Below are 22533 nucleotides of genomic sequence, written 5' to 3' on the forward strand. Positions count from 1 at the left end.
GGGCTCGGTCTGCGGAGCACCCCATGCATCAGACTGCACGGGCGACGGGTCAACAACGGGAGCATCCTCAACGACAGGCGAGGGCTCAACGGCAGGAGCTTCCTGCGCGACGGGCGCCGCCTGGACAGCGGGCTGTTCCACGGGCGCGGCAGCCTGACTGTAGGGATCGACCGGTTGCGCCGGGGCAGCGACGGGAGCAGGCTGCGCAACGGGAGGATGAGCGGGAACAACACCCCGGTTTGCTAGCCACTGGGCAAGCGCAGGATACAGCGACGGGTGCGTCGCCACGTAGGGGTGTAGATCCGCGCGAGCGGCGGTGATATCGGCGAGGTCCTGCGCTGTCAGCGCCGGATTGCCCATGTCAGCAGCGGTGAGCTGCGACAGATCAAGAGTGCTCATCTCTATTCCTCTCGCGCCCGAAGGCGCAGTTCATGATGGCGAACATGCAATACTATCGCGTCGAGACGCGGATTAGTCAAGGCGTTTGCCCTCTGACATACAAGTGACAAACAAAAGACCCGGCCCCTCACGGGACCGGGTCTGTGGTGGTAGCGGGGACAGGATTTGAACCTGCGACCTCCGGGTTATGAGCCCGGCGAGCTACCGAACTGCTCCACCCCGCGTCGGCTCTAAATAGTCTAGAGCATCATCCGGGTGGGCACAAACCGAACGCGGTGATGTACGTCCTAGCGACGGAGCGCTGTCAGGAAGCGCAGAATCGACGCCCTATTCGGAGGCCTGCACAGGATCTGTCGGCGTTCCAGGCGCGAGCGGGGCACCGCTCGGAGGTGCAAGCACCGGGCTCGAGGCTTGAACCTGCACGGGAGCACCCTGGGGCGGCGCGGCCTGAGTCGTCGGCATCTGCACGGGAGCACCCTGGGGCGCCGCGAGCTGGGCCGGCGCCACCGCATGAGGGTAGTAGCCGACCGGGGCAGCGCCCGGAGTGGGCACAGTCCCCTGCTGCGACATCGTGGGAGCCTTGCGGTCCGGGATCACCAGGACGAAGGAAGAGACGACGCACAGCCACTTGAGGACCCACATGAAGAGTGATCGCAGGGAGGCCACCACTTCGCCGACCTCCCACTCTGGCGGAGTAAAGGCGATCAGCCAGTCTCCGCCCAGGAAGTGGATCCACACGGGCAGGATGATGAAGTAATCGACGAGCACGATAGCGGCGGCGACGTATCGCAGAGGCTTGATTCCCAGACGCACGTACAGGAACAGGAACACCACGATCACAAGATCGAGCAGCAGCCACGTCCAGAACATGACATCCGTGAACCTATCAAAGTAGTACTCAAGGCGCTCACTGCTGTAGGGAATGAAACGGTTGACGATGAAAATGAGCTTGACGGCAAGGACCAACCACGCGGCAATCCGCCCGTGGGTGGACAGCACGGGGCGCTTCGGGTTCGGCGCAGCCGCGTAGGCAGGAGACGGCGCGAATACGCCGGAGGTCGGAGCGGGCATCGTCGGAGCGGCCGAGGCCGGCACCTCGAACGGCTGGGGCACACCCGTGGGGGCAGGCAGAGAGCTGCGGGGGTCAGTCATGGGTTTCCTTCCACATCGTTGACGAGTCCGCACTGCGGACGCTTCGCACCATAGTAGTGACACTGGACGACGCACACAGGGCAGTCTTGCCGCGAGCACCGCTCCCCTCAGAGAGAAAAATGCCCGGCCCCGCGTCACAGTCGTGACAGCGGGGCCGAGTGCAACAGCGAGCGACTGTGATTATGAGCCGCTTTGCGTTCCCGATTGGGCCGACGTGGTCGGGCTCGGGCTGGGTGTCGGCGAGCTCGAGGCCGCCGACGAGGACGTACCAAGCGCCGCCTGGGCGGCCTCCGCGCGGGCCAGGGCATCGCGCAGGCGCGTCTGGGCCTCGCCGTAGGCGGTCCAGTCAGACTTGCTCATCGCCGCATCCGCGTCGCGCAGCGCCTGCGCGGCGTCGCTGACGGCCTGCGCCAGCTGGGCGTTCGCGTCACTGGAGGTCGCGCCCGACTGCGAGGTATCCCCCGTTGAGGGGTTTGTCGTGCCAGACGATGGGGACGAGTTTCCATCGTCGGAGACGAGCTGGCGCAGCGATTCCTCGAGGGTGGGCGCGAAGCCGACCTTGTCACCGAAGGCGGTCAGAACCGAGCGGAGCACGGGGTAGGACGCGGAGCCGGTGCCCTGCACGTAGACGGGCTGGACGTAGAGGAGGCCGCCGCCGACCGGCAGTGTCAGGAGGTTACCTCGGATCACTGTCGAGTCGGCCTGGTTCAGCAGGTTGAGCTGGGTAGCGATCTTCTCGTCGGAGTCGTACTTGTTCTGTACCTGGCCGGGGCCGGGCACGGTCGTCGACGAGGGCAGGGCGAGCAGGCGGAGCTTGCCGTATCCCTCACGCACCTGGCCGGGGGTGTTACCGGTCTCGGAGTCGACCGCGAGGAAGCCGGCCATGGCCTCGCGACGCCCCTCGCCGCCGCCACCGGGCACGAAGACCGAGGTCAGCGAGAACTCAGCGCTCTCCTGGCCGGGCATCTGCATGGTCAGGTAGTACGGGGGCTGCAGGGCCGTCGGCGCGGGCAGAGGATTGCCCATCGCGTCGACGCGCGGGCTCGCGGCGGCCGAGGAGGCAGCACCGTAGGTCGAGGTCTCCTCGGCCAGGCGCCAACGGTCACCGCCGGAATAGAAGCCGGCGGCGTCGGTCACGTGGTACGTGGCGAGCAGGTTGCGCTGGACCTTGAACATGTCCTCCGGGTAGCGCAGGTGACTCATGAGATCGCCAGAGATCGCCGAGACGGGCTCGACGCTGCCGGGGTAGATCTTTTCCCAGGTGCGCAGGATCGGGTCCTGATCGTCCCAGCGGAACAGGCGCACCGAGCCGTCGTAGGCGTCGACGATGGCCTTGACGGAGTTACGCATGTAGTTGATCTTGTTTGCCTGGACGTACTGGCCAACCTCGGTGGAGCGAGAGTCCACGGTGGCGTTCGAGAGTGTCTCGTGCTGGGCGTAGGGGTAGTTGTTCGTGGTCGTGTACGCGTCGACGACCCACACAAGGCGCTTGGGGGTCGAGGCGTCACCGTCCATGTCGACGACCGCCGGGTAGGCGGACTGTTCGAGTGTCAGGTAGGGGGCGACCTTAGCGACGCGCTGGAGAGGATCACGGTCGTAGAGGATCTGCGAGGCCTCGTTCGTCTGAGAGGAGAAGAACAGGTCCGTGGAGCCGAACTTGATCGCGTACAGGAGTTTGTTCCACACGTTGCCCACGGAGGGGCCGCCGTTGCCGACGAAAGTCGTGGAGACCTGGCCGCCGACCGCGGTGTCGTCCGGGTAGTCGAGTTCCTGCGGCTCAGCGCCTTCGGGGGCTCCGACAATCGAGTAGTCGGGCGAGCCGGGGCTGAAGTAGACGCGCTCCTCGTAGTCACCCATCTCGCCGACCGAGGGCACGGACTGCTCCCAGTAGGAGGGCAGGCCGTCGCTGGTCAGCTGGTTACCGTAGGCGGCGACCGCGCCGTAGCCGTGCGTGTAGACGGTGTGCTGGTTGACCCAGGTCTGCTGCTCGGCGGACAGGCCCGAGAGGTTGAGTTCGCGCACCGAAATGACGGTGTCACGGCGCTCGCCACCGACGTTGTAGCGGTCGACCTTCATCCCGGAGTTGAAGCCGTAGTACAGGCGCGACTGCTGGAGCTGCTGGACGGTCTTCGTAATGACCTGCGGGTCGAGCAGACGCACCTGGGAGGTCAGCGATTCGTTGTCGAACTGTCCCGCCGAGGCCGTGGTGGCCGCGTCGTAGTTGGTCTGATAGTCGACGTCCTGCAGGCCGTAGGCGGCCAGCGTGGCGTCGATGTTGCGCTGAATGTAGGGAGATTCAAGGCTGCGCTGGTTGGGGCGCACGCGGAACTGTTCGACGAGGGCGGGGTACGCGCCAGCGAGGACGAGCGCGGCAACGACCGTCACGGCGACACCGGCGACGGGCAGGCGCCACGTGCCCTTAAAGGCAGCGACCACGAAGAGGAGTGCAACGAGGCCGGAGATGACGGCCAGAATCGAGTGAGCGGGCAGCGTCGCGTTGATGTCGGAGTACATGGCGCCGTGGATGGAACCCGAGTCCGAGGTGAGTAGTTCGTAGCGGCCCAGCCAGTAGTTCACGCCGATGAACAGGGACAGGCAGGCAGCCATCATGCCGGTCTGCAGGCGCGATTGCTTGGAGGCGTGAGGGCGCGGAGTCAGGCGGATCGTGCCGTACAGGTAGGACACGATGATCGCCGCGACCAGGCCGATGCCGGTGACCGTCATGAGGAAGGAGACGAGCACCTTGAGAGCGGGCAGCACGAACACGAAGAAGGAGATGTCAAGCCCGAACTGGGGGTCAACCTGCCCGAAGGAGGATCGGTTGAGGAGTTGCAAGAGCGTCTGCCATTCGGTGGCCAGGCGGGCGCCGTTGGTGAAGCCAAAGAAGAGCGCGACACCCCAGAAGGCGAGGCGACGCATGGGTTCGAGGGCCTCCTGGTACCCGCGCAGGGCGGCCGAGGCCTCGCCCCTCGACGAGGAGGTGCGGTGACGGTAGACGAAGGCCATCGAGAAGTAGACGAGAGCGGTCGCCACGATGAAGCCAACGACGAAGAGGCCGATGTGCGCACCCCACTGGGTGAGGATGACGCGAGTGGCGCTCATCTGGCGGAACCACAGGATCTCGGTCCACACGATGGAAGCCGCATAGATGACGGCTCCGATGATCAGCAGCGCTGCGATCGTGATGCCGGCGGGGCCAGGCTTACGCACCTTGAGTTGCGCACGCGCACGATCGGGGTCTCGCGGAGCACGCGCTCCACCCGGGGGAAAGACTGAAAAATCGAAGCTCACGGCATTCCTCTCTGTCAAACCGATAGCTCCCAACCAGTGTAGCCGGGCACAGGTGTAACTTCGCCTCGGTCTTATTCGCTCTCCGTGAGATTATGGGAGGCATGACTGTTGAGATGATGCCGAGCGCGCGCGAGATCGCGCTGGCCAATGTGGTTGTCGATATCGAGAAGGGCGCTGCCCGTGTGGGGTGGGATCACGCGCCCTCGATCTACGCGCTGGTGCCGACGGCGATGCTTCTGGCTGACCCGAATCTGCCGGCTGACATCGCCGAGCAGCTGCGTTCGGGGTGGGATGGCAGCGATGAGCACCTGAGCGCGATCATCCAGGAGGACCTGGCCGACGACGATATTGAGCAGGTCCTGGCTCACCTGGCGTGGCCGGAGACGGTGCCGGGTGCCGCAATCACGGTTGAGCGCATCGTCGTTCCTCCGGAGGTCGAGGACGAGGCCCCCGAGGATCCCGAGGAGGCCCTCGCGTTCGTCGCCAACCACCCGCTGCGCACTGATGTGCGTCTCGCGGTGGGAGTCATGCGCACGGGCGAGTCCTGGTGCGCGCTGCGTACCCGCGCCTTCGACTCCGACGACAAGGTCGGGCAGGGCTCGGCGCTCGTCCCCGCGCTGGTCGACGCCCTGCGCGCATCCCTCGAGCCCGTGACGGAGGAGGAAGCCTGAGAGCATAGAGGAGGCCCCGGCCTCGTCCGGACCAGAAGGACGAGGCCGGGGCCCTTTGTCACCCCTCCTGCCCGTGGGCGGTGGGCGAGCGTGAGAGCACTACTGGCAGGTCGGCAGGGTGTCTCCCGTACCGTCGGCGATGGAGCGAACCGCGAAGACAGCCTCATCGAGGGTGGATACCGAGACGACGCGCAGGCCGTCGGGAACGTGTCCGACGACCTCGGAACAGTTGGTGCTGGGGGCGAGGAACCACTGGGCCCCATCGCGATGGGCGCCCCACAGCTTCTGCTGGATGCCGCCGATGGCCCCGACCTGACCGTCGTAGGACATGGTGCCGGTCCCGGCGATTGCGTTGTTACCCGTCATGTCGCCCGGCGTCATGCGGTCGATGATGGCCAGGGAGAACATCATGCCTGCGCTGGGTCCTCCGATGCCGTCGAGGTTGAAGGAAATCGTGACGGGCAGGGTGGGCTGCACGGAGAGATAGATGCCCAGCTTGGATCCGCTTTCCGTGGCCGAGGCCGCGACAGAGTCGAAGGAGAGCTCGCGGGTCTCACCGTTTCTCTCGACCGTCAGCGTCATCTGCGATCCCGCGGGGACCGTGCGCATGAGCGAGAAGGGCGTACTGGCATCCGTCACGTCGTGGCGCGTTCCATCCGGGGTGGTGATAGCGCGCAGGATGTCTCCCTTCTCGACGATCCCGTCAGCGTTGGATCCCTCGACCGCACCCTCGATCGTGACGGTGGCGGGGACATCCCATCCAAGGTATTCGAGCGCGGCAACCTGGGAGGTCGTCTGCGAATTACGCATCATCGCCAGCTGAGCCTCGTTGTTCTGCTCGCGGGTGGTTCCCTGGGGATACTTCGACTCATAGTCGGTGATCGTGCTGTGCGGGTCCAAGTACGCGGCAATGAGCTGAGCAAAGTTCAGGCGGGCGTCGGGAGCCCCCGATTCGGAGACCGTCACCATGCGCAGCTGACCCTGCCCCGGCTTCGCAGGCGCCTCGTACGGGCTGGATTGAGGCTCGTCCTGTTGCACGGATTCCCCCGTCTCAGGATTAGTTCCTTCGACAGTGAAGACGGGCACACCTTGTTCGTTGGACGCCAACACATTGATGGTCGGTCCGGGGCTGGAGACCACAAAGGGGACGGGGATCACGAAGAGAATGATGACCATCGCGAGGACGGCCAGGACTGCCGTGAGGATGCGCCAGCTGACGATCGGCGCACGTTTCGTCGGGGCTTGCTCGAAGGCTAGTAGACGGTCAACTGACGAGGTCATCTCCATGTCACTCACCGTGTCATTGTGTCCCACGCGAGGCCCGACCGCACGCGCGCCCCGCCTGCTGCGTTCAGCTCTCAGCGTTTTCGCAGAGATTTGTCAGCCCGGTCGCACGCGTGCTCGCTAGGCTGAATTCATGAACGAGAACGAGTCCGGCACCCCCTTTGAGGATTTCCTGCGCTCCGTGTTGGGCGACGAGGCCGCGGCGGAGGCCGCTCGCGCTTTGCAGGCCCAGGGTTTTGATCCCGCGAACCTGCCCGCGGAGTTTTCCGATCCTGCGCGCATGCGTGCGGCGATGGGTCAGTTCCAGTTCCTCATGAACACGACGGCGGGTCCTGTCAATTGGCGTTTGGTGGAGGACGGCGCAAAGCAGGCCGCCTACGCCAGCGGCGATCCGGCCCCCACCGCCACCGAGGCCGAGGCGGCTCGCCAGGCGATGACGGTCGCAGACCTGTGGCTCGACGCAGTCACGGATTTCGCCTCGGGTCCCGTGACCCGAGGCGTGTGGAGCAGGGTGTCGTGGGTGGAGAACACGATCCCCACGTGGAAGCGCATCTGCGAGCCGATCGCCCTGAACGTGTCGCGCGCACTCTCAGCGGCTCTGTCGGAGCAGTTTGGAGAGGGCGGCCTCGAGGATTCCCCGTCGCTGCCCGACGGCATGGCTGCAATGCTGGGCAAGACGCAGGAGATGATGCCACGCCTCTCCGCGATGATGTTCTCCGCGCAGATCTCGCGTGTGCTGGCAGCCCTGGCGGGCGAGTCCTTCGGCACCTACGACACAGGCATTCCCCTGTCGGACACCTCGCACGCGGCGCTCCTGCCCCACAACATCGCCCAGTTCTCCGAGGGGCTCGACATTCCCTTCGACGAGGTTCGTCAGTTCCTCGCTGTCCGGGAAGCAGCCCACCGACGTCTCTTCGCGTCCGTGCCGTGGCTGGAGGGTGACCTCGTGCGCGCGGTCGAGCGCTACGCCTCTCAGATCGCGATCGATACGGAGGCAATCACCGAGGCCGCCCGCTCGGTTGACCCCTCTGACCCGTCGTCGGTGGAGTCGGCGCTCAGCGGCGGCGTGTTTGCGCTGTCGACGACGCCGGACCAGCGCCGCGCGCTCACCCGTTTGGAGACCATGCTTGCCCTCATCGAGGGCTGGGTCGAGGTCGTCACGGCCCGCGCGACGCTGCCCTATCTCCCCCACGCGGACGCGCTGCGCGAGATGATGCGTCGACGCCGTGCCTCGGGTGGTCCCGCGGAGGAGATTCTGGGGACCCTCATGGGCCTCAAGATGCGCCCGCGCCAGGCCCGGGGAGCTGCCTCCATCTTTACGCTGGTGGAGGCCGACGGTGGTCGCGATGCCCGCGAAGCCCTGTGGTCGCACCCGGATATGGTCCCCTCGGAGACGGAGCTGGCAACGCCCGACACGTTCCTGACGCTGCGGCGAGCGGCGGCTGAGGAGGACGCGGATATCGACGCCGCGCTCAACTCTCTTCTCGATGGAACGCTCGGCTGGGCGGACGGGCTGGAGCCGGGGGACGAGGCCTCGGCAGGCTCGGATGAATCATCCTCGGACCCCGGAGAATCGGACGATCCGAACAAGACGAACTGATTCGCTCCAAAAAGATCTGACAAGTTTTCCACAGATTTTTCAAACGCCCCCGCACGCTCATCACACGGGTCCATGATGGCTCCATCAGCTACAAACTGAAGGAGATTGACATGAACCTGGCACATAATACGGCGGTTCTCTGGCGAGGCCCGGGCAGCGTACAAGTTGGCGGGGACCGCGCTCGACACGTCTTGCTCGACAATCTGCACGCGAGCGACCAGCTCTGGCTGAGCCATCAGGCACACCCAGCCCGCGAGCGCGACGATGTTCAGGCATCGCCCGAGCTTCTCGCGGCTCTGACTGAGGCACGCCTCACCGACGGAAGCGAGGCACTCCCCCACCTTGCACTCGGCATTGTCGGAGCGGTTCCGGCGACGCTCCTCGCGCTCCACAGTCTCGTCGACACGCTATCACTGTCGCTGTCGATCGAGACTCATTCCCTGGTCGACGAGGATTGGGATCGCGTATTCGGCGGGCACTACACGGGCACCCCTCGCCACCGCGCGGTGCGCCGTACGCTTCGTGATCTCATCCCGCTGCCCCGTCTGTACTCCCAGTGTCCGCCCGAGCTTTCGATTGTGTCGGCGGATCGAGTCGTCGATCCGGGGATACCGTTCGAGCTCACCGCTCACGACACCCCTCATCTGATCGTGACGCGTGGCGAGCACTCCTACGAGGTGGGTCCGTTCGTCATCCCGGGGGTGACCCCCTGTTACCAGTGCTCGCAGCTTGCTCGCGCAGCGCAGGACCCGTTCCATCTGACGCACCTGCGTGAGCTGGAAGCGTGGCCGCTCGCGCCGCTGGCTCTGCTGGCTCACTTCGCGGCGGCCCAACGCGTGGGTCAGCTGGTGATGGACTTCGTCTCGGGGGCGCTCACCGAGTCGCAGTGCGCACAGGTAGCGACCATTTGCGATGACGGGTCGGTACGCGTCGAAGACGTGGAACCCGCCAGCCGCTGCGTGTGTGGCATCAACGGGCTCGATTCCTAGCTCAGGCGCCTTCGTCGACGACGACCTCTTCGCCGCGCACGAGCGCAAGAACCGGGGCGGCGAAGCGCTGCACTTTCACGTCGCCGATGCCGCGGATGACACGCAGCTGCGTCGTATTCTTTGGCATGGCCTGGGCGATGTCGCGCAGGGTCTGATCGGTGAACACGGCGAACGGCGGCACGCCCGCCTGGCGTGAGACCTCGAGGCGCCACGCCTTGAGGCGCCCAAAGAGCTCGATAGCCTGGGGCGATGCCTCCTCCTCGAAGGCCTGGTTGAGGGCGCGGGCGGAGGCACGCGCCTTCTTCTTCGGCGCGCCCACTCGTGTGTCTTCGGGCCAGATGCCGTCGAGGAGGCGACTGCGCTTGCGCTTCCCTCGCCCATCGGCGCCGCGCGAGCGCGCCCACGACAGGGTCAGCAGGTCACGGGCACGGGTAACGGCCACATACAGCAGGCGACGCTCCTCCTCACGGGCGGCCGCGGTCTTTGCGTAGGAGATCGGCAGGAGGCCTTCGGCGACGCCGACGAGGAAGACGGCGTCCCATTCGAGGCCCTTGGCGGCGTGAATGGTGGCCAGCTCAACGCCGGCCTTGTCCGGTTCGACCTGATAGGCGACTCGTTCGTCGAGCTCCGCAACGAACGCGGCGAGCGTCTCCGCCTTGCTGTCATCCGCCCAGCCGACGATCGCGTTCATGTTCGACCAGCGCTCGGATCCCGCCTGGCCGGAGGGTGCCTCGGGCGCCCAGCCAACGCCCGACAGGACCTCGCGCACAATCTCGCCCACGCTCCCGTCGTCGGTGGCGGCCGCCGCCGCGGCCCGCAGGCGCGAGATGGCGGTACGCACGTCGTCACGAGCGAAGAAGGGCTTGCCCCCGGCGACGGCCACGGGGATGCCGCGCGCCCCCAGGGCCTCCTCGAAGGCCTGGGACTGGCCGTTCGTCCGCATGAGGACAGCGATCGAATGGGGTGCCATGCCTCCCGCAATAAGGTCGGCAATCGAGGCTGCGACGCCCTCGGCCTCGGCTCGATCGTCGTCGTAGGTGCGGTAGGTAACCTGAGCGCCGCCGTCGCGCTGGCTGGACAGGCGCACCGTACCCTCGCGCTGGCTCGAGCGCGCCAGGACGTCGTTCGCCACACTCACGATCTGCGGGGTCGAACGGTAGTCGCGGGTCAGCTCGACGATGCGTGCGCCCGGATGCTTGCGCCCAAAACCAGTCAGGTAGTCCGGGGACGCACCCGTGAAGGAGTAGATGGTCTGTGCGACGTCGCCGACGACGCACACGTCGTGGCGCCCACCCAGCCACAGGTCGAGCAGACGAGCCTGGAGGAGGTTGACGTCCTGGAACTCATCGACCACGAAGGAGCGGTACTGCTTGCGCACGATCGAGGCGACGTCGGCACGTTCCTGCAGCATGCCGCACAGATAGATGAGGATGTCCTCGAAATCAATGACACCGCGTTCGTTCTTCGCGTCCTCATAGACGTCGAGGAGGCGCGCCATGTCGCCCGCATCCAACCCGGCGGGCACGTCACGGCGCAGGCGAGCCACGCGCGAGGCGTAGTGTGCGGCATCGATCATCGACACCTTGGCCCATTCAACCTCGGCTGCAATGTCGCGCACGTTCGTGCGGTCAATCGTGATCCCCAGACGCGCTGCGGAGGCCGCAACGAGGGAGGCCTTGTGCGGAATGACGTCGGGCAGCGGACCGCCCACGACGGTGGGCCAAAAATGGCGCAGCTGGCGCAGTGCCGCGGAGTGGAAGGTGCGTGCCTGAGCCTTGGGAACCCCCAGCTGGGCGAGGCGGTGGCGCATCTCGAAAGCCGCACGCTGCGTGAAGGTCACGGCGAGCACGTTGGATGGGTCGAAGGCGCCGACGGCCGCCCCGTACGCGATGCGGTACGTGATCGCACGGGTCTTGCCGGTGCCCGCGCCCGCCAGAACAGCGAGCGGGCCAGCCACCTGCGTGGCGACGGCGCGCTGATCGGGGTCCAGGGCATCCAGCAGTTCCTCGGGGTTCATGGTCCCCATTGTTCCATCGCCCGCCCTCAGTTGCGTCCCGCGCCGTCCGGGCCGCTCGGCAGCTCGTCGCCGTACCACTCCCGCAGCAGGGCGTAGGCAATCGAGGCGCGACCGGGGGCGCTGATCTCCCCAGATTCGAGCGCGCGCGTCAGCTCGTCGCGGCTGTAGAAGCGCGCCCACTCGATCTCCACGCCGTCCGCCTGCGGGGTCGGGTGCGGCGAGACGGTGCGAGCCCGGTAGCCCATCATCTGCGAGCGTCCGAATGGCCAGGGCTGCGTCGCGACGTAGGTGGGCGTCTCGATCTCGACGCCGACCTCCTCGGCGACCTCGCGGGCGACCGTGACGTCCGGGGATTCCCCTGCCTCGACGTAGCCGGCGATGATGGAGACGAATCCGGGGCGCCACAGGGCGTTGTGCGCCAGGAGCACACGCCCGTCATGGTCCTGGACGAGGACGATGATGGCCGGGTCCTGGCGCGGATATTCAAGCCGGTCGCACGTCTCGCATCGCGCGGCCCATCCACCGGACACCAGCTGCACCGGCGCACCACAACGCGGGCAGTAGCGATAGTTCGCGTGCCATCCCGCGAGCGCGAGCGCGGTCAGCGCCAGGGCCGCGTCGTCTCCGCCAAGCTGCCAGCCGACCGCACGCAGGTGCTCCCAGCGCCCCCACGCCTCGTCCCGACTCGTCTCGATCGCGACAACAGGCCGACCACCCACGACCCCGATGAACGAGGCAGTGGCTCCCTCAAGCGCGCGCGTGGCCTCGTCCCCACTCAGGCGCCGCAGGACAGGGGCTCCCGAGGAGGATGCCTCAACCTCGTCGAGAAGAACGAAACCGGACGGGTCGACGACAATGACATCGGCCTCACCGGCACGCACCAGCGCCGCGGGAGCCACGGATTCGCGTAGCGCGACGGCCGGGTCGACGTGACCGCGGACGAGAGGTAGATCAAGACTCATAACTCCACGGTAACGCGGTGGGCTACCCTAGGCAGTATGACAAATACTCCCCTGCGCGCCGATGGGCGCACCCCGTCCCAGCTCCGTCCCGTCTCCATTACCCGCGGTTGGTCGGGCACCGGTGAGGGTTCCGTTCTCATCGAGTTCGGCAACACCCGCGTCCTGTGTGTCGCTTCTTTCACTGAGGGCGTGCCGCGCTGGAAGCGCGACTCCGGCGAGGGCTGGGTGACCGGCGAGTACTCGATGCTCCCGCGCGCAACCGAGCAGCGTTCCTCCCGTGAGTCCATCAAGGGCAAGGTCGGCGGCCGCACCCAAGAAATCTCGCGCCTCATTGGCCGCTCCCTGCGCGGCATCGTCGACGTCTCCGCGCTCGGCGAGAACACCATCGTCCTGGACTGCGACGTTCTGCGCGCCGATGGCGGTACCCGCACCGCAGCGATCACTGGCGCTTACGTGGCCCTCGCCGACGCCGTGAGCTGGGCGAAGGAGCAGGGCATCCTCAAGCCCTCCGCCAAGGTCCTCACCGATTCGATCTCCGCGATCTCCGTGGGCGTCATCGACGGCACCCCCATGCTGGACCTGCCCTACGTTGAGGACGTGCGCGCCGAAACCGACATGAACGTCGTCCAGACGGGTGATGGCCGCTTCATCGAGGTCCAGGGCACCGCCGAGCACGCCCCCTTCAACCGCGATGAGCTGGGCGAGCTGCTGGACCTGGCGACCCTGGGTAACGCCCAGCTCGCTCAGGCGCAGAAGCTCGCGCTCGAGGCTCCCCTCATGGAGCGCGTCGAGGTGCGCCCGTGAGCGCGCGCCTGGTCTTCGCGACCTCCAACGCGCACAAGGTCAGCGAGCTTGAGGCCATCCTGGCCCCCGCATGGGAGGGCTTCGAGGCCGGATGCGTGGCTCGCATGAGCGATTTCGACGTGGCTTCCCCGGTCGAGGATGGGGTGACCTTCGAGGAGAACTCCCTCATCAAGGCCCGCGCTCTGGCTCGCGCCACCGGCCTGGCTGCCATTGCCGACGACTCCGGTATCACGGTGGACGTGCTGGGCGGGGCGCCCGGCATCTTCTCCGCGCGTTGGTCTGGCTCCCACGGGGATGACGAGGCGAACCTACGTCTGCTCATCGATCAGCTCTCCGACGTTCCCGACGCCCACCGCGGCGCGGCCTTCGTGTCGGCCGCAGTTCTCGTGACCCCGGACGGTCGCGAGTTCGTCGAGCGCGGCGAGGTGCGCGGCACCCTGACGCGTTCCCCTCGCGGCGACGGCGGATTCGGCTACGACCCGATCTTTGTCCCCGAGGGCTTCGAGGTCACGACCGCTCAGATGAGTGCGGAACAGAAGAACGCGATCAGCCACCGCGGCATCGCCTTCCGCGCCCTCATGCCCCACATCGTGGAGTACCTGCGCGGCTGAGAAGCACCGCAGACACAAATGTGCCGGGCACCCGAGGGTGTCCGGCACTTGTGTGTTGCGCCCGCAGGCGCGCCATCAACGGGCGACGAGGTTGCCGAAGATGGGGCGGTCCATCGAGAACTGCAGGGGGTTGCGCTGTTGGCGCACCCTGCGGTGATGGGTGAGGCGATGAAGGAGTGATGCGACGAAACGAGACATTGTGTGCTCCTCTTTGAGTACCGTGCGATGGATCTGTCACCGCGTCGTACTGACATGATGCGCCTACGTGCCCATTTTTTCCATCGATATTTTCTAATTTTTCTGTGAAGCTTTTCTTACGGACTTTTCCTTGATAATACTTGAAAAAGTCTTGACTGAGGAGATTCGTTTTTCTTAATTGATCGGCCGGTGGATAGAGTGAGGGGGCAGGCCCACGTCCTGCCCCCTCACTTCCCCAATTCAACGAAGAGTCAGCGAGCTCGCGCCAGTCGCATGCGGCGCGGCAGGTAACGGCGCACGTCGAAGAAGCGAACGACCTGCATGACGCGACGCGCGAGGCGGTCGCGCACGCGCCAGATCATGGTGCAGCCGACGCCGATGAAAATGGCGTTGGTCAGGAAGGACGGCCACGCACCGGTGGACGCACAGGCAAGGGCCAGCAGGATGCAGCTGGAGACATTCAGGGAGTGGTAGCGCAGGGAATCAGGAGCAAAGCGCTTGGAAGAAACCAGGTAGTAGGCGGCGATAGAGGCGCCCGCACCCAGCCAACCGAGAACCGGAATTACAAGAGATGAGATCGTCATGACTCATATGATGCACCTTCCGCTAGTCAAGCACAATTGAATGGTTCTATAGTTATCTTACAGTTTCACTTAACCAAGGAGTTCGCGTGGACATCGACCCCCGCCGCTTGCCTTTCCTTCTGTCCGTCGCACGAGAAGGCGGCATCGTTGCCGCCGCGGACATCCTCATGGTCTCGCCCTCCGCAGTGTCCCAGCAGATTCAAAAACTCGAGGAGGAAGTCGGCCTCAAGCTCGTCGAGCGCACCACATCCGGCGCGATTCTCACCCCCGCCGGCACGATCGTCGCCGAGGCCGGCGAACGCATCAACGCCGACATCGAAGAAGCCCTCAAGGCCCTGCGCCCTCTGACGGGACAGGTCACGGGAACGGTCACCATCGGGGCGTTCCTGACGATCTGCAGATCGACCCTCATCCCCGCGCTCCCCGACCTCCTCGACGCACTCCCAGGCGTCGACCTGCGCATCGAGGAAACCGAAGAAACCCCCGGCATGGCGGCACTGCGCACGGGCCAGTACGACATCCTCGTCATTGAACGAGACGAGGACCCGGGTCTGGCCCCTCGCGGCTACACGGACATCCCCTTCCTCGACGAACCCTGGGTGCTCGTCACTCCCGACTCCGCTCCCCCGATTGGCTCGATTGAAGACCTCGCGGACCTCACCTGGCTGCGCGTCAATCCGGGCACCAGCGGCGACCACGTCATGCGCCGTATCACGAAGGCGTTCCCGGATACGCGATGGGCGCCCCACCTCTACGCGACCTACGAGGCCGCCCGTGCCCTCGTGCGCGCCCGCACGGGATCGACGATCCTTCCGGCCATGGCGCTGGCCGGGGCCCACACGGAGGGCATGCGCATCACGCCTCTTCCCTCACTGGGAACGCGCAAGATTCTGCTGCGTCACAAGAATCACGGATGGTCCGAGGCTTCAGGACCGGCGCGCGTGGCCACATACCTGGCGGAGTGGAAGCGACACAACGCCTCGTACTCGACGTCTAGCGACTGACCAAAGAACCACCTCGCCTCACCCACCGGTGGGGCGAGGGTAGGCTCAGAGGATGACCTGCATTCCCGAGGTCGCGAAGTCGAGGGGACCCGACCAGGTCTGTCGGACTTCAGAGGCCACCCGATCACGGGGCGTCCAGGGCTGGATGTGGGTCGCGATCATGCGGCCCACTCCGGCTCGCGTGGCAACCTCGCCCGCGCGCACGCCATCCATGTGCATGTCAGGCTCGGTCTCGTCGCTCGTGAAGCCGACCTCACTGAGGAACACGTCAACCCCGCGGGCGCCTTCGATGATCGTGTCGCACAGGTCGGTGTCGCCCGTGTAGAACAGGGACACGAGGCGCTCGGGATCCTCCTCGGAGGGTCCTTCGATACGCAGGCCGTACGCCTCGACCGGGTGCAGGGCCCGGTAGGGGCGGATCGTCATGGGTCCGACCCGGTAGGCCTCGCCCAGCTGCATGTGGGTGAAGGCGAATTCGACCTCGTATGCCTCATCGTCCGGGGCGTCTTCGATCTGGCGCACGCGGCGCAGCGTCTCGGCGGGACCGTACAGGGGCAGCGCGGATGCGGCCGCTCCCGGGCCCCACTTGCGATAAACCTGGAGGGAGATGATGTCGCCCATGTGGTCGGCGTGGCAGTGCGACAGCGCGAGGGCGTCGAGCTCGCACGGGCACACATGAGCCCACAGCGCGCCGAAAGACCCCGGCCCCATGTCGCACACGAGCGAGAAGGTCCGTTCTTCCCCCGATCGCGGGTCGATGCCGCGAGCCTGAACCAGGTAGGACGATGCCGGCGACTCCGGGCCAGACATCGAACCGGTAGTGCCGATAACAGTCAGCTTCACGCGATACCACCGCCGGTGTTCACGCGGGCAACGGAGCCCACCTCGGGGCCGAGGAAACGGCGAGCCAGGCGCGGGAACGCGTCGGAAGCGCCCGTGGCCAGGAACTGATACTGCGGCCCCTCACCAGCGGGCCACGGATCGTGAAGGAGCCCGCGGTCCACGAGCTCGTTATAGGTGACGTTCGCGGTCGCTTCCGAGGAGGTCACGAGCGTGACTCCCTCGCCCATAATTCGGCCAATGACGCCGGTAAGCAGCGGGTAGTGCGTGCACCCCAGGATCAGCGTGTCCACGCCCGCTTCCTTCAGCGGCGTCAGGTACTCGCGCGCCACAGCCTCGATCTCCTCGCCCGTGGTCACCCCGGCCTCGACGAAGTCGACGAAAGCGGGGCACGCCTGCTGGCTAACCGTCAGCCCGGGGACGGCCGCGAGCGCGCGCAGGTATGCCTCGGACTGGATGGTGGCCTTCGTGCCAATGACGCCGACGTGGTGGTTGCGGGTGGCGATGACGCTCTGGCGCGCGGCAGGGGTAATGACCTCGATGACGGGGATGCCGGCATCGATCCAGTAGCGTTCCCGGGCATCCGCAAGCGCCGCCGCCGTGGCGGTATTGCAGGCGATGACGAGCGCCTTAACGCCGCGCGAGGCCAGCTCGTCGAGGGCGGACAGCGTCAGCGAGCGAACCTGCGCGATAGCTCGCGGGCCGTAAGGCGTGTGCTCGGTGTCGCCCAGGTAGATGATCTCTTCGTCGGGCAGCTTGTCGATGACTGCGCGCGCCACCGTCAGCCCACCTAGGCCCGAGTCGAAAATTCCGATCGGGGCGTTGTTCATATGACGACCTTATGCGTTACTCAGAATTATTGACGGCTTCTAGGAGTGAGTCCTGCCACCATGTGATGAGCATATAGATGGCGGCGACGGTTTGCGAGCGCTCCCCCGTCGGCTCACTGAGCGCCAATTCTTCGATGCGCTGCGCGTCTTGTTGATCCGATAGGCCCAGCTCAGCGGCTAAGCCCAGCCTGATGTCATTGAGAGCCCCCAGCCAGGACCACACGGCCTCGGGCTGGATCCTGAGGGTGTCACTCTCGCCGTGGACGATGTGGTCAAGATCGCCGACGATGGCGCGCAAACGGACAGATTTGTCGGTGCGCAGAGAATCCTCGGTCAGGGCGCGCAGGCGGCCAGCGTCTTCGTCATCCTCACTCATCGAGGGCAGCAGCATACGCAGGGTACGTTCGTGGGGTTCGTCTCGTCGCTGTTCGGTCTCGGTGGCGGCGTTCACCATGGACGAGGTCGCGGCGTACTCACCGGGATCATCCAAGACGACGAGAACCTCCGTCGCCAACTGACGCAGGAGGAGCGCCTCGTCGTCGCTCATCGACGAGGCGTAGACACCGTCTCGAAGAGCGAAGCCTTCCATATCTTCAGTCCCGGTCCTCTTCGATGGTGGCGCGTAGACCGTAGGAGTGCATGGCCATGACGTCGGCCTCGATGCGTTCGCGCACTCCCGTGGAGACGGTGGCACGTCCGCGCGTATGAACGGCCATCATGAGTTCCTCCGCTCTAGCCGCGGAATAACCGAAATACTGGCGAAAAACAGCGCTCACGTAGCTCATGAGGTTGACAGGATCGTCCCACACGACGGCACGCCAACGCGGCACCGCGGTGGGTGCCTCGTGCGTGCGGGACGCGGGCTGGAAGATCGTTGTCATATGTCAACACTAAGACGTATTTGTGTATCAGGGAAGGAAATTCGCACCCCGGTGACACGCTTCTCAAGGTAGGCTCACAGTATGCCTGCATCGACATCTACTTCATTGCTGACCGATATGTACGAGCTCACGATGCTCGACGCCGCCCTGAAGGATGGCACCGCGCATCGTCGCTGCACGTTTGAGCTGTTTGGCCGCCGCCTGCCCGCCACGCGTCGCTTCGGCGTCGTGGCCGGAACCGGCCGAATTCTCGAGGCCCTGGAACGCTTCGAGTTCGACGCGGAGCAGATCGATTGGTTGCGAGACCAGGGGATCATCTCCGAGGAGGCCGCCCAGTTCCTCGCCTCGTGGCGTTTCACGGGCGACATCTGGGGCTACGCCGAGGGCGAGTGCTACTTCCCCGGCTCTCCCCTGCTCACCGTTGAGGGCACCTTCGCGGACTGCACGCTCCTGGAGACCCTGCTCCTGTCGATCCTCAACCACGACTGCGCCGTGGCTTCGGCCGCCTCGCGTATGACGATCGCCGCTCATGGCCGTCCCTGCATGGACATGGGCGCGCGCCGCGCCCACGAGCGTGCCGCCGTCTCCGCCGCCCGCGCGGCCATCATCGGTGGCTTCCAGGGCACCTCCGACCTTGAGGCCGCCAAGCGCTACGGCATCCGCTGCATCGGCACGGCCGCCCACGCGTTCACGCTCCTGCATGACAGCGAGCGCGACGCCTTCGATTCCCAGGTCGCCAAGCTGGGCGCGGGCACGACCCTGCTCGTGGACACCTACGACATCAGGCAGGGCGTCATCAACGCGGTCGAGGCCGCACGCGCTGCGGGTGGCGAGCTGGGCGCTGTGCGCCTGGACTCCGGCGACCTGGTCGCCGAGGCCTTCAAGGTGCGCGGACAGCTCGACGCGATGGGCGCGACCTCAACCAAGATCACGGTGACCTCCGACCTGGACGAGTACGCCATCGCCGCGCTGGGCGCGGCCCCCGTCGACTCCTACGGCGTGGGCACCAAGCTCGTGACGGGCTCGGGTGTGCCGACGGCCGCCCTGGTCTACAAGGTCGTCCAGCGCGAGGACAGTAACGGCCAGATCGTGTCTGTCGCCAAGAAGGCCGAGTCCAAGTCCACGGTCGGCGGGCGCAAGGTTGCCGGCCGCGTCATGGGCGAGGACGGCTACGCGACTGAGGAGCTCCTGCTCGTCGGTACGTCCTTCGAGGAGGGCCAGGCTCTCCTGGCCGAGCGCGGCGCCCGCCCGCTGCAGGTCCAGCTGGTCCGCGGCGGCCAGATCGATGCCGAAGCCTGGGGTCCCGAGGCGCTGTCCCGCGCTCAGGAGCACCACCTGCGCGCCCGCAACGAACTGCCCTACCAGGCATGGCGCCTGTCCGAGGGCGAGGTTGCGATCCCGACGCGCTACGAGCAGGTCGACTGACCCTCAGCTCGCACTCAACGAAGCCCTGGCCTCGTCCTTCACTGAACTGCCTCCCGTTTCTTGGACATCGACAAAAAGTCCGAGGAACGGGAGGCTTTTCATGCCTGTAGCTCCGCGCATGAAGCATGGCCGTATGCTGCGAGTATGAGCTGTCGTCGGCGACTAGTTCCACAACGAAGGTTGTTACCGATGGGGTGTAACACCTGATCGGGAAGATTCAACCCCTTCTGATCGGGTTGAATGCTGCCGATCAGGTTGAATCCTGACGATCGTGTCTTTCGTATTCAGCGTCGGCCCGATGCAGGTCTGGAGGATCAGGCTCACCACGTCACCAATGACGAACTCACACATGTCCCCGCAGTGCGGCTTGTTGCTAAGTGGTGTTACACCACTTAGCAGGGTATTGCACCAGCTCGGAGGTGGTGTAATGCTCCCTAAGTGGTGTAATGCTCCCTAAGCGGCACAGTACTGCCTACCGCAGCTTAGTTGACAGCAATGTAACGACACATTGGGGCTTACCCTGCCGCACGTGAGCTTGTTCTAAGCAGCAGTGCACTACTTGGCGCAGCATTGCACTAGATAGAAGGCAGTGCAATGCCCTCCTAACTAGTGCATTGCTGCTGCATCTAGTGCAGCACTGCCTGGTCTGGCTCGGGTGGAGGCTTGTCGGAGCGTCTCTCGAGCAGGTTTTCCACGACGGGGCTTATTACCGACGGGGCGTGACACCCGATCAGCAAGATTCAACCCCTTCTGATCGGGTTGATTGCTCCTGATCAGGTTGAATCCTGTCAATCGTGCATTCGCTACCTAGTGTCAGATTGACGCGGAGCCGGCGCAGTGGAACCGCGCGTCAGTGGCGGCCGACGAACCACTCGCGCAGCAGGGCGATGCGGGCCTCGATCTGCTCGGTCGTAGCCTGGGCGACCTCGGGGCCGCCGCAGCGCGAGCGCAGGCGCGAGTGAATGGTCGCGTGGGTCTCACCGGAGCGGCGCGACCACGTAGAGACCAGGTGCTGGAGCTCCTTACGCTTGGCGGCACGCAGCTTGTGGGCGGGGATGCCTGCGTTTTCTTCACGCATCTTCTGCGCGGCGCGGGTCTTCTTCTGGGCGGCAACCTGGTCGGCCTGGCGGGCGCGAAGCAGGGTCGTCACCTGGTCGGCGTCCAGCAGGCCGGGAATACCCAGGTATTCCTGCTCTTCCTCGGAGCCGACCTCGGCACCCGCGCCCCACGCGGCACCGTCGAAGAGGACGCCGTCGAACTCGGCGTCCGCACCCAGAACCTCGAACTGTGAGAGCAGGTCGGAGGAGGCTTTCTCCTCGCGGTTCGCGGCCGCGACGAGAGCATCCTCGGGATTCCACATGTCGTCTTCGCTGGCCTCATCGCGCTTGGGGCGATCCAGCGCATGGTCGCGCTCAACCTCCATGCCGCCAGCGAGCGTCAGCAGGGGCACGACGGAGGGAATGAATACGGTGGCCGTCTCGCCGCGGCGACGGGCTCGCACGTAACGGCCGATCGCCTGAGCAAAGAACAGAGGCGTCGAGGCATTCGTCGCGTAGACGCCGACCGCGAGGCGGGGCACGTCGACGCCCTCGGACACCATGCGCACAGCGACCATCCACTTGTCGGTGGAGTCGGCAAACTCGGAAATGCGGTCGGAGGCGTCCGCGTCATCGGACAGGACGATCGTGGGGGCCTTGCCGGTGATCAGGCGCAGGTGGCGGGCGTAGGCGCGCGCATGCTCCTGATTGGAGGCGATGACGAGGCCGCCCGCGTCTGGCACGGCGCGGCGCACCTCTTCGAGGCGCAGGTCGGCGGCGCGCAGGACGGCGGGAATCCACTCGCCCTTCGGGTCCAGGGCGGTGCGCCAGGCCTGCTTCATCATGTCCTTGGTGAGGGGCTCGCCCAGGCGGGCACTGACCTCGTCGCCCGCGCTGGTGCGCCAGGCCATCTGACCCGAGTACGACATGAACAGGACGGGGCGAACGACGCCATCCTTGAGGGCGTCACCATAGCCGTAGGTGTAGTCGGCGCGCGAGCGTCGGATGCCCTCCTCGTCCTCCTCGTAGGTGACGAAGGGGATCGGAGAGGTGTCGGAACGGAAGGGCGTACCCGTCAGAGCCAGGCGGCGCGTCGCGTCCGTGAAGGCCTCGCGCACGCCGTCGCCCCACGACAGGGAGTCGCCGGCGTGGTGGATCTCGTCGAGGATGACGAGTGTGCGGTAGGCCCGGGTGCGCGCCGCGTGGACGGCCGGGTTGGAGCCAATCTGCGCGTAGGTGACGGCCACGCCATCGAAGTGGGAGCCGGCAACGCCCTGCGAGTTCGTAAAGTCGGGGTCGATGTGGATGCCGAAGCGCGCAGCGCTCGAGGCCCACTGCCCCTTGAGGTGCTCGGTGGGGCACACGACGGTCAGCTTGTCGACGATGCCGCGGGCGATCAGCTCGGTCGCAAGCGTCAGGGCGAAGGTCGTCTTACCTGCGCCCGGTGTCGCGACCGCCAGGAAGTCACGCGGGGAGGTCGCCATGTAGCGGTCCAAGGCAGCGGCCTGCCAGGCGCGCAGCCTGCCAACGGGTGCGCGCCGGGTCGTCTCGCTCACTTGTCGGAGCCCTTTCCACCGTCGGAGAAGGGCCAGTTACGCCCGTTCTTTCCCATCGAGTCGCGCAGTTCCTTGCAGGTGGGGCACACCGGGTACTGCGAGGCGTCGCGGGTAGGGATCCAGACCTTGCCGCACAGGGCAACGACGGGCTGCCCCGTCACCATGGACGAGTTCGCCTTGTCCTTGCGCACGAAGTGGGCGAAGCGATCGCCGTCCCCACCGGTGCGCTCCTTGCGGGTCTCGGTACGCTCCAGCAGACCGGTCGAGGACGCGGTGGAGGGACCTGAGGGCGCGGAGGGGCCGGTGGGTTCGTCGAGGGCATTACGCATGGGGACCATTGTACGTGCCTGGGGGTCCTTCCAACGGGTGGCGCGCGTGCGCCGGGAGCGAAGAAAGAC

At 66.0% G+C, this 22533-nt stretch carries 21 protein-coding genes and 1 tRNA gene; 7 read left to right on the forward strand and 15 right to left on the reverse strand.

Annotated elements, in window-relative coordinates; translation table 11 throughout:
* From HMPREF1137_RS10520 to HMPREF1137_RS06470, 4 genes are all read right to left on the reverse strand, one after another.
* The coding region (locus HMPREF1137_RS10520) for a variant leucine-rich repeat-containing protein (protein ID WP_007590235.1) at positions 1-399 on the reverse strand (399 nt) is incomplete at its 3' end.
* Positions 400-546: 147 nt separating this feature from the next.
* Positions 547-623 (reverse strand) — tRNA-Met (locus HMPREF1137_RS06460).
* Between the two features lie 103 nt (positions 624-726).
* Positions 727-1551: a hypothetical protein gene (locus HMPREF1137_RS06465; protein ID WP_007590218.1), complete on the reverse strand. Its 825-nt coding sequence runs from the start codon at positions 1549-1551 to the stop codon at positions 727-729.
* A gap of 180 nt (positions 1552-1731) precedes the next feature.
* Positions 1732-4761, reverse strand: a complete 3030-nt coding sequence (locus HMPREF1137_RS06470; RefSeq protein WP_034497198.1) for a UPF0182 family membrane protein — start codon at positions 4759-4761, stop codon at positions 1732-1734.
* Positions 4762-4943: 182 nt separating this feature from the next.
* Between HMPREF1137_RS06470 and HMPREF1137_RS06475 the strand changes: the two genes are divergently transcribed.
* Entirely contained in the window at positions 4944-5513 is a 570-nt protein-coding gene (locus HMPREF1137_RS06475) for a PPA1309 family protein (protein WP_034497179.1), read from the forward strand.
* A 99-nt stretch (positions 5514-5612) separates the two neighbouring features.
* On the opposite strand, the gene HMPREF1137_RS06480 is transcribed toward HMPREF1137_RS06475, so the two are convergent.
* The gene (locus HMPREF1137_RS06480; protein WP_502685353.1) at positions 5613-6800 is read right to left on the reverse strand and encodes a YlbL family protein; all 1188 of its coding nucleotides are present in this window, start codon (positions 6798-6800) and stop codon (positions 5613-5615) included.
* A 130-nt stretch (positions 6801-6930) separates the two neighbouring features.
* Here HMPREF1137_RS06480 and HMPREF1137_RS06485 point away from each other — a divergent pair, with 130 nt between their 5' ends.
* Positions 6931-8397, forward strand: a complete 1467-nt coding sequence (locus tag HMPREF1137_RS06485; protein WP_007590219.1) for a zinc-dependent metalloprotease — start codon at positions 6931-6933, stop codon at positions 8395-8397.
* A 110-nt stretch (positions 8398-8507) separates the two neighbouring features.
* Positions 8508-9386: a hypothetical protein gene (locus HMPREF1137_RS06490; RefSeq protein ID WP_007590211.1), complete on the forward strand. Its 879-nt coding sequence runs from the start codon at positions 8508-8510 to the stop codon at positions 9384-9386.
* Position 9387: 1 nt separating this feature from the next.
* Here the strand turns inward: HMPREF1137_RS06490 and HMPREF1137_RS06495 are convergent, their stop codons facing one another.
* Together HMPREF1137_RS06495 and nudC are read right to left on the reverse strand one after the other, a co-directional pair.
* Positions 9388-11403, reverse strand: a complete 2016-nt coding sequence (locus tag HMPREF1137_RS06495) for an ATP-dependent DNA helicase UvrD2 (protein ID WP_007590194.1) — start codon at positions 11401-11403, stop codon at positions 9388-9390.
* Positions 11404-11429: 26 nt separating this feature from the next.
* Positions 11430-12365, reverse strand: coding sequence for an NAD(+) diphosphatase (nudC, locus tag HMPREF1137_RS06500; protein ID WP_007590256.1), 936 nt, complete (start codon positions 12363-12365; stop codon positions 11430-11432).
* 36 nt (positions 12366-12401) lie between these two features.
* On the opposite strand from nudC, the gene rph reads away from it, so the two are divergent.
* Positions 12402-13169, forward strand: coding sequence for a ribonuclease PH (rph, locus tag HMPREF1137_RS06505; RefSeq protein ID WP_007590222.1), 768 nt, complete (start codon positions 12402-12404; stop codon positions 13167-13169).
* Positions 13166-13780, forward strand: coding sequence for an RdgB/HAM1 family non-canonical purine NTP pyrophosphatase (gene rdgB / locus HMPREF1137_RS06510; protein WP_007590240.1), 615 nt, complete (start codon positions 13166-13168; stop codon positions 13778-13780). The genes rph and rdgB overlap by 4 nt, the downstream gene beginning before the upstream one ends.
* Before the next feature lie 75 nt (positions 13781-13855).
* On the opposite strand, the gene HMPREF1137_RS10610 is transcribed toward rdgB, so the two are convergent.
* Together HMPREF1137_RS10610 and HMPREF1137_RS06515 are read right to left on the reverse strand one after the other, a co-directional pair.
* Positions 13856-13978 carry a hypothetical protein gene (locus HMPREF1137_RS10610; RefSeq protein ID WP_007590243.1) on the reverse strand — a complete coding sequence of 41 codons (123 nt, stop codon included), beginning with the start codon at positions 13976-13978 and terminating at the stop codon, positions 13856-13858.
* 251 nt (positions 13979-14229) lie between these two features.
* On the reverse strand, positions 14230-14562 hold the full coding sequence (locus HMPREF1137_RS06515) for a CBU_0592 family membrane protein (RefSeq protein WP_007590199.1): 333 nt from the start codon (positions 14560-14562) through the stop codon (positions 14230-14232).
* A gap of 86 nt (positions 14563-14648) precedes the next feature.
* On the opposite strand from HMPREF1137_RS06515, the gene HMPREF1137_RS06520 reads away from it, so the two are divergent.
* The gene (locus tag HMPREF1137_RS06520; protein WP_007590238.1) at positions 14649-15566 is read left to right on the forward strand and encodes a LysR family transcriptional regulator; all 918 of its coding nucleotides are present in this window, start codon (positions 14649-14651) and stop codon (positions 15564-15566) included.
* A gap of 45 nt (positions 15567-15611) precedes the next feature.
* On the opposite strand, the gene HMPREF1137_RS06525 is transcribed toward HMPREF1137_RS06520, so the two are convergent.
* From HMPREF1137_RS06525 to clpS, 4 genes are read right to left on the reverse strand one after another with little or no spacing between them, the layout of a single operon-like run.
* Complete coding sequence (locus tag HMPREF1137_RS06525) at positions 15612-16409, reverse strand: MBL fold metallo-hydrolase (RefSeq protein WP_007590234.1); 798 nt, start codon at positions 16407-16409, stop codon at positions 15612-15614.
* Positions 16406-17236: a glutamate racemase gene (murI, locus tag HMPREF1137_RS06530; RefSeq protein ID WP_007590258.1), complete on the reverse strand. Its 831-nt coding sequence runs from the start codon at positions 17234-17236 to the stop codon at positions 16406-16408. The genes HMPREF1137_RS06525 and murI overlap by 4 nt, the downstream gene beginning before the upstream one ends.
* Before the next feature lie 16 nt (positions 17237-17252).
* Positions 17253-17825: a DUF2017 family protein gene (locus HMPREF1137_RS06535; protein WP_007590232.1), complete on the reverse strand. Its 573-nt coding sequence runs from the start codon at positions 17823-17825 to the stop codon at positions 17253-17255.
* Between the two features lie 4 nt (positions 17826-17829).
* Entirely contained in the window at positions 17830-18117 is a 288-nt protein-coding gene (gene clpS / locus HMPREF1137_RS06540) for an ATP-dependent Clp protease adapter ClpS (RefSeq protein WP_007590216.1), read from the reverse strand.
* A gap of 81 nt (positions 18118-18198) precedes the next feature.
* Between clpS and HMPREF1137_RS06545 the strand changes: the two genes are divergently transcribed.
* The gene (locus HMPREF1137_RS06545) at positions 18199-19542 is read left to right on the forward strand and encodes a nicotinate phosphoribosyltransferase (protein WP_007590212.1); all 1344 of its coding nucleotides are present in this window, start codon (positions 18199-18201) and stop codon (positions 19540-19542) included.
* An 850-nt stretch (positions 19543-20392) separates the two neighbouring features.
* Here HMPREF1137_RS06545 and HMPREF1137_RS06550 read toward each other — a convergent pair.
* Positions 20393-22135, reverse strand: coding sequence for a DEAD/DEAH box helicase (locus HMPREF1137_RS06550; RefSeq protein ID WP_034497187.1), 1743 nt, complete (start codon positions 22133-22135; stop codon positions 20393-20395).
* Positions 22132-22464: a DUF3039 domain-containing protein gene (locus HMPREF1137_RS06555; RefSeq protein WP_034464295.1), complete on the reverse strand. Its 333-nt coding sequence runs from the start codon at positions 22462-22464 to the stop codon at positions 22132-22134. Before HMPREF1137_RS06555 ends, HMPREF1137_RS06550 begins: the two co-directional genes overlap by 4 nt.
* Positions 22465-22533: the final 69 nt, after the last annotated feature.

It is taken from the genome of Actinomyces sp. ICM39 (assembly GCF_000282935.1).
Taxonomy (GTDB): domain Bacteria; phylum Actinomycetota; class Actinomycetes; order Actinomycetales; family Actinomycetaceae; genus Pauljensenia; species Pauljensenia odontolytica_B.

What these genes read in the sequence shown, in the direction of transcription:
- HMPREF1137_RS06465 (WP_007590218.1), bottom strand. Translation starts at nt 1,551, where the DNA reads ATGACTGACCCCCGCAGCTCTCTGCCTGCCCCCACGGGTGTGCCCCAG.
- HMPREF1137_RS06475 (WP_034497179.1), top strand. Translation starts at nt 4,944, where the DNA reads ATGACTGTTGAGATGATGCCGAGCGCGCGCGAGATCGCGCTGGCCAAT.
- HMPREF1137_RS06480 (WP_502685353.1), bottom strand. Translation starts at nt 6,800, where the DNA reads ATGGAGATGACCTCGTCAGTTGACCGTCTACTAGCCTTCGAGCAAGCC.
- HMPREF1137_RS06485 (WP_007590219.1), top strand. Translation starts at nt 6,931, where the DNA reads ATGAACGAGAACGAGTCCGGCACCCCCTTTGAGGATTTCCTGCGCTCC.
- HMPREF1137_RS06490 (WP_007590211.1), top strand. Translation starts at nt 8,508, where the DNA reads ATGAACCTGGCACATAATACGGCGGTTCTCTGGCGAGGCCCGGGCAGC.
- HMPREF1137_RS06495 (WP_007590194.1), bottom strand. Translation starts at nt 11,403, where the DNA reads ATGAACCCCGAGGAACTGCTGGATGCCCTGGACCCCGATCAGCGCGCC.
- nudC (WP_007590256.1), bottom strand. Translation starts at nt 12,365, where the DNA reads ATGAGTCTTGATCTACCTCTCGTCCGCGGTCACGTCGACCCGGCCGTC.
- rph (WP_007590222.1), top strand. Translation starts at nt 12,402, where the DNA reads ATGACAAATACTCCCCTGCGCGCCGATGGGCGCACCCCGTCCCAGCTC.
- HMPREF1137_RS10610 (WP_007590243.1), bottom strand. Translation starts at nt 13,978, where the DNA reads ATGTCTCGTTTCGTCGCATCACTCCTTCATCGCCTCACCCATCACCGC.
- HMPREF1137_RS06515 (WP_007590199.1), bottom strand. Translation starts at nt 14,562, where the DNA reads ATGACGATCTCATCTCTTGTAATTCCGGTTCTCGGTTGGCTGGGTGCG.
- murI (WP_007590258.1), bottom strand. Translation starts at nt 17,236, where the DNA reads ATGAACAACGCCCCGATCGGAATTTTCGACTCGGGCCTAGGTGGGCTG.
- HMPREF1137_RS06535 (WP_007590232.1), bottom strand. Translation starts at nt 17,825, where the DNA reads ATGGAAGGCTTCGCTCTTCGAGACGGTGTCTACGCCTCGTCGATGAGC.
- clpS (WP_007590216.1), bottom strand. Translation starts at nt 18,117, where the DNA reads ATGACAACGATCTTCCAGCCCGCGTCCCGCACGCACGAGGCACCCACC.
- HMPREF1137_RS06545 (WP_007590212.1), top strand. Translation starts at nt 18,199, where the DNA reads ATGCCTGCATCGACATCTACTTCATTGCTGACCGATATGTACGAGCTC.
- HMPREF1137_RS06555 (WP_034464295.1), bottom strand. Translation starts at nt 22,464, where the DNA reads ATGCGTAATGCCCTCGACGAACCCACCGGCCCCTCCGCGCCCTCAGGT.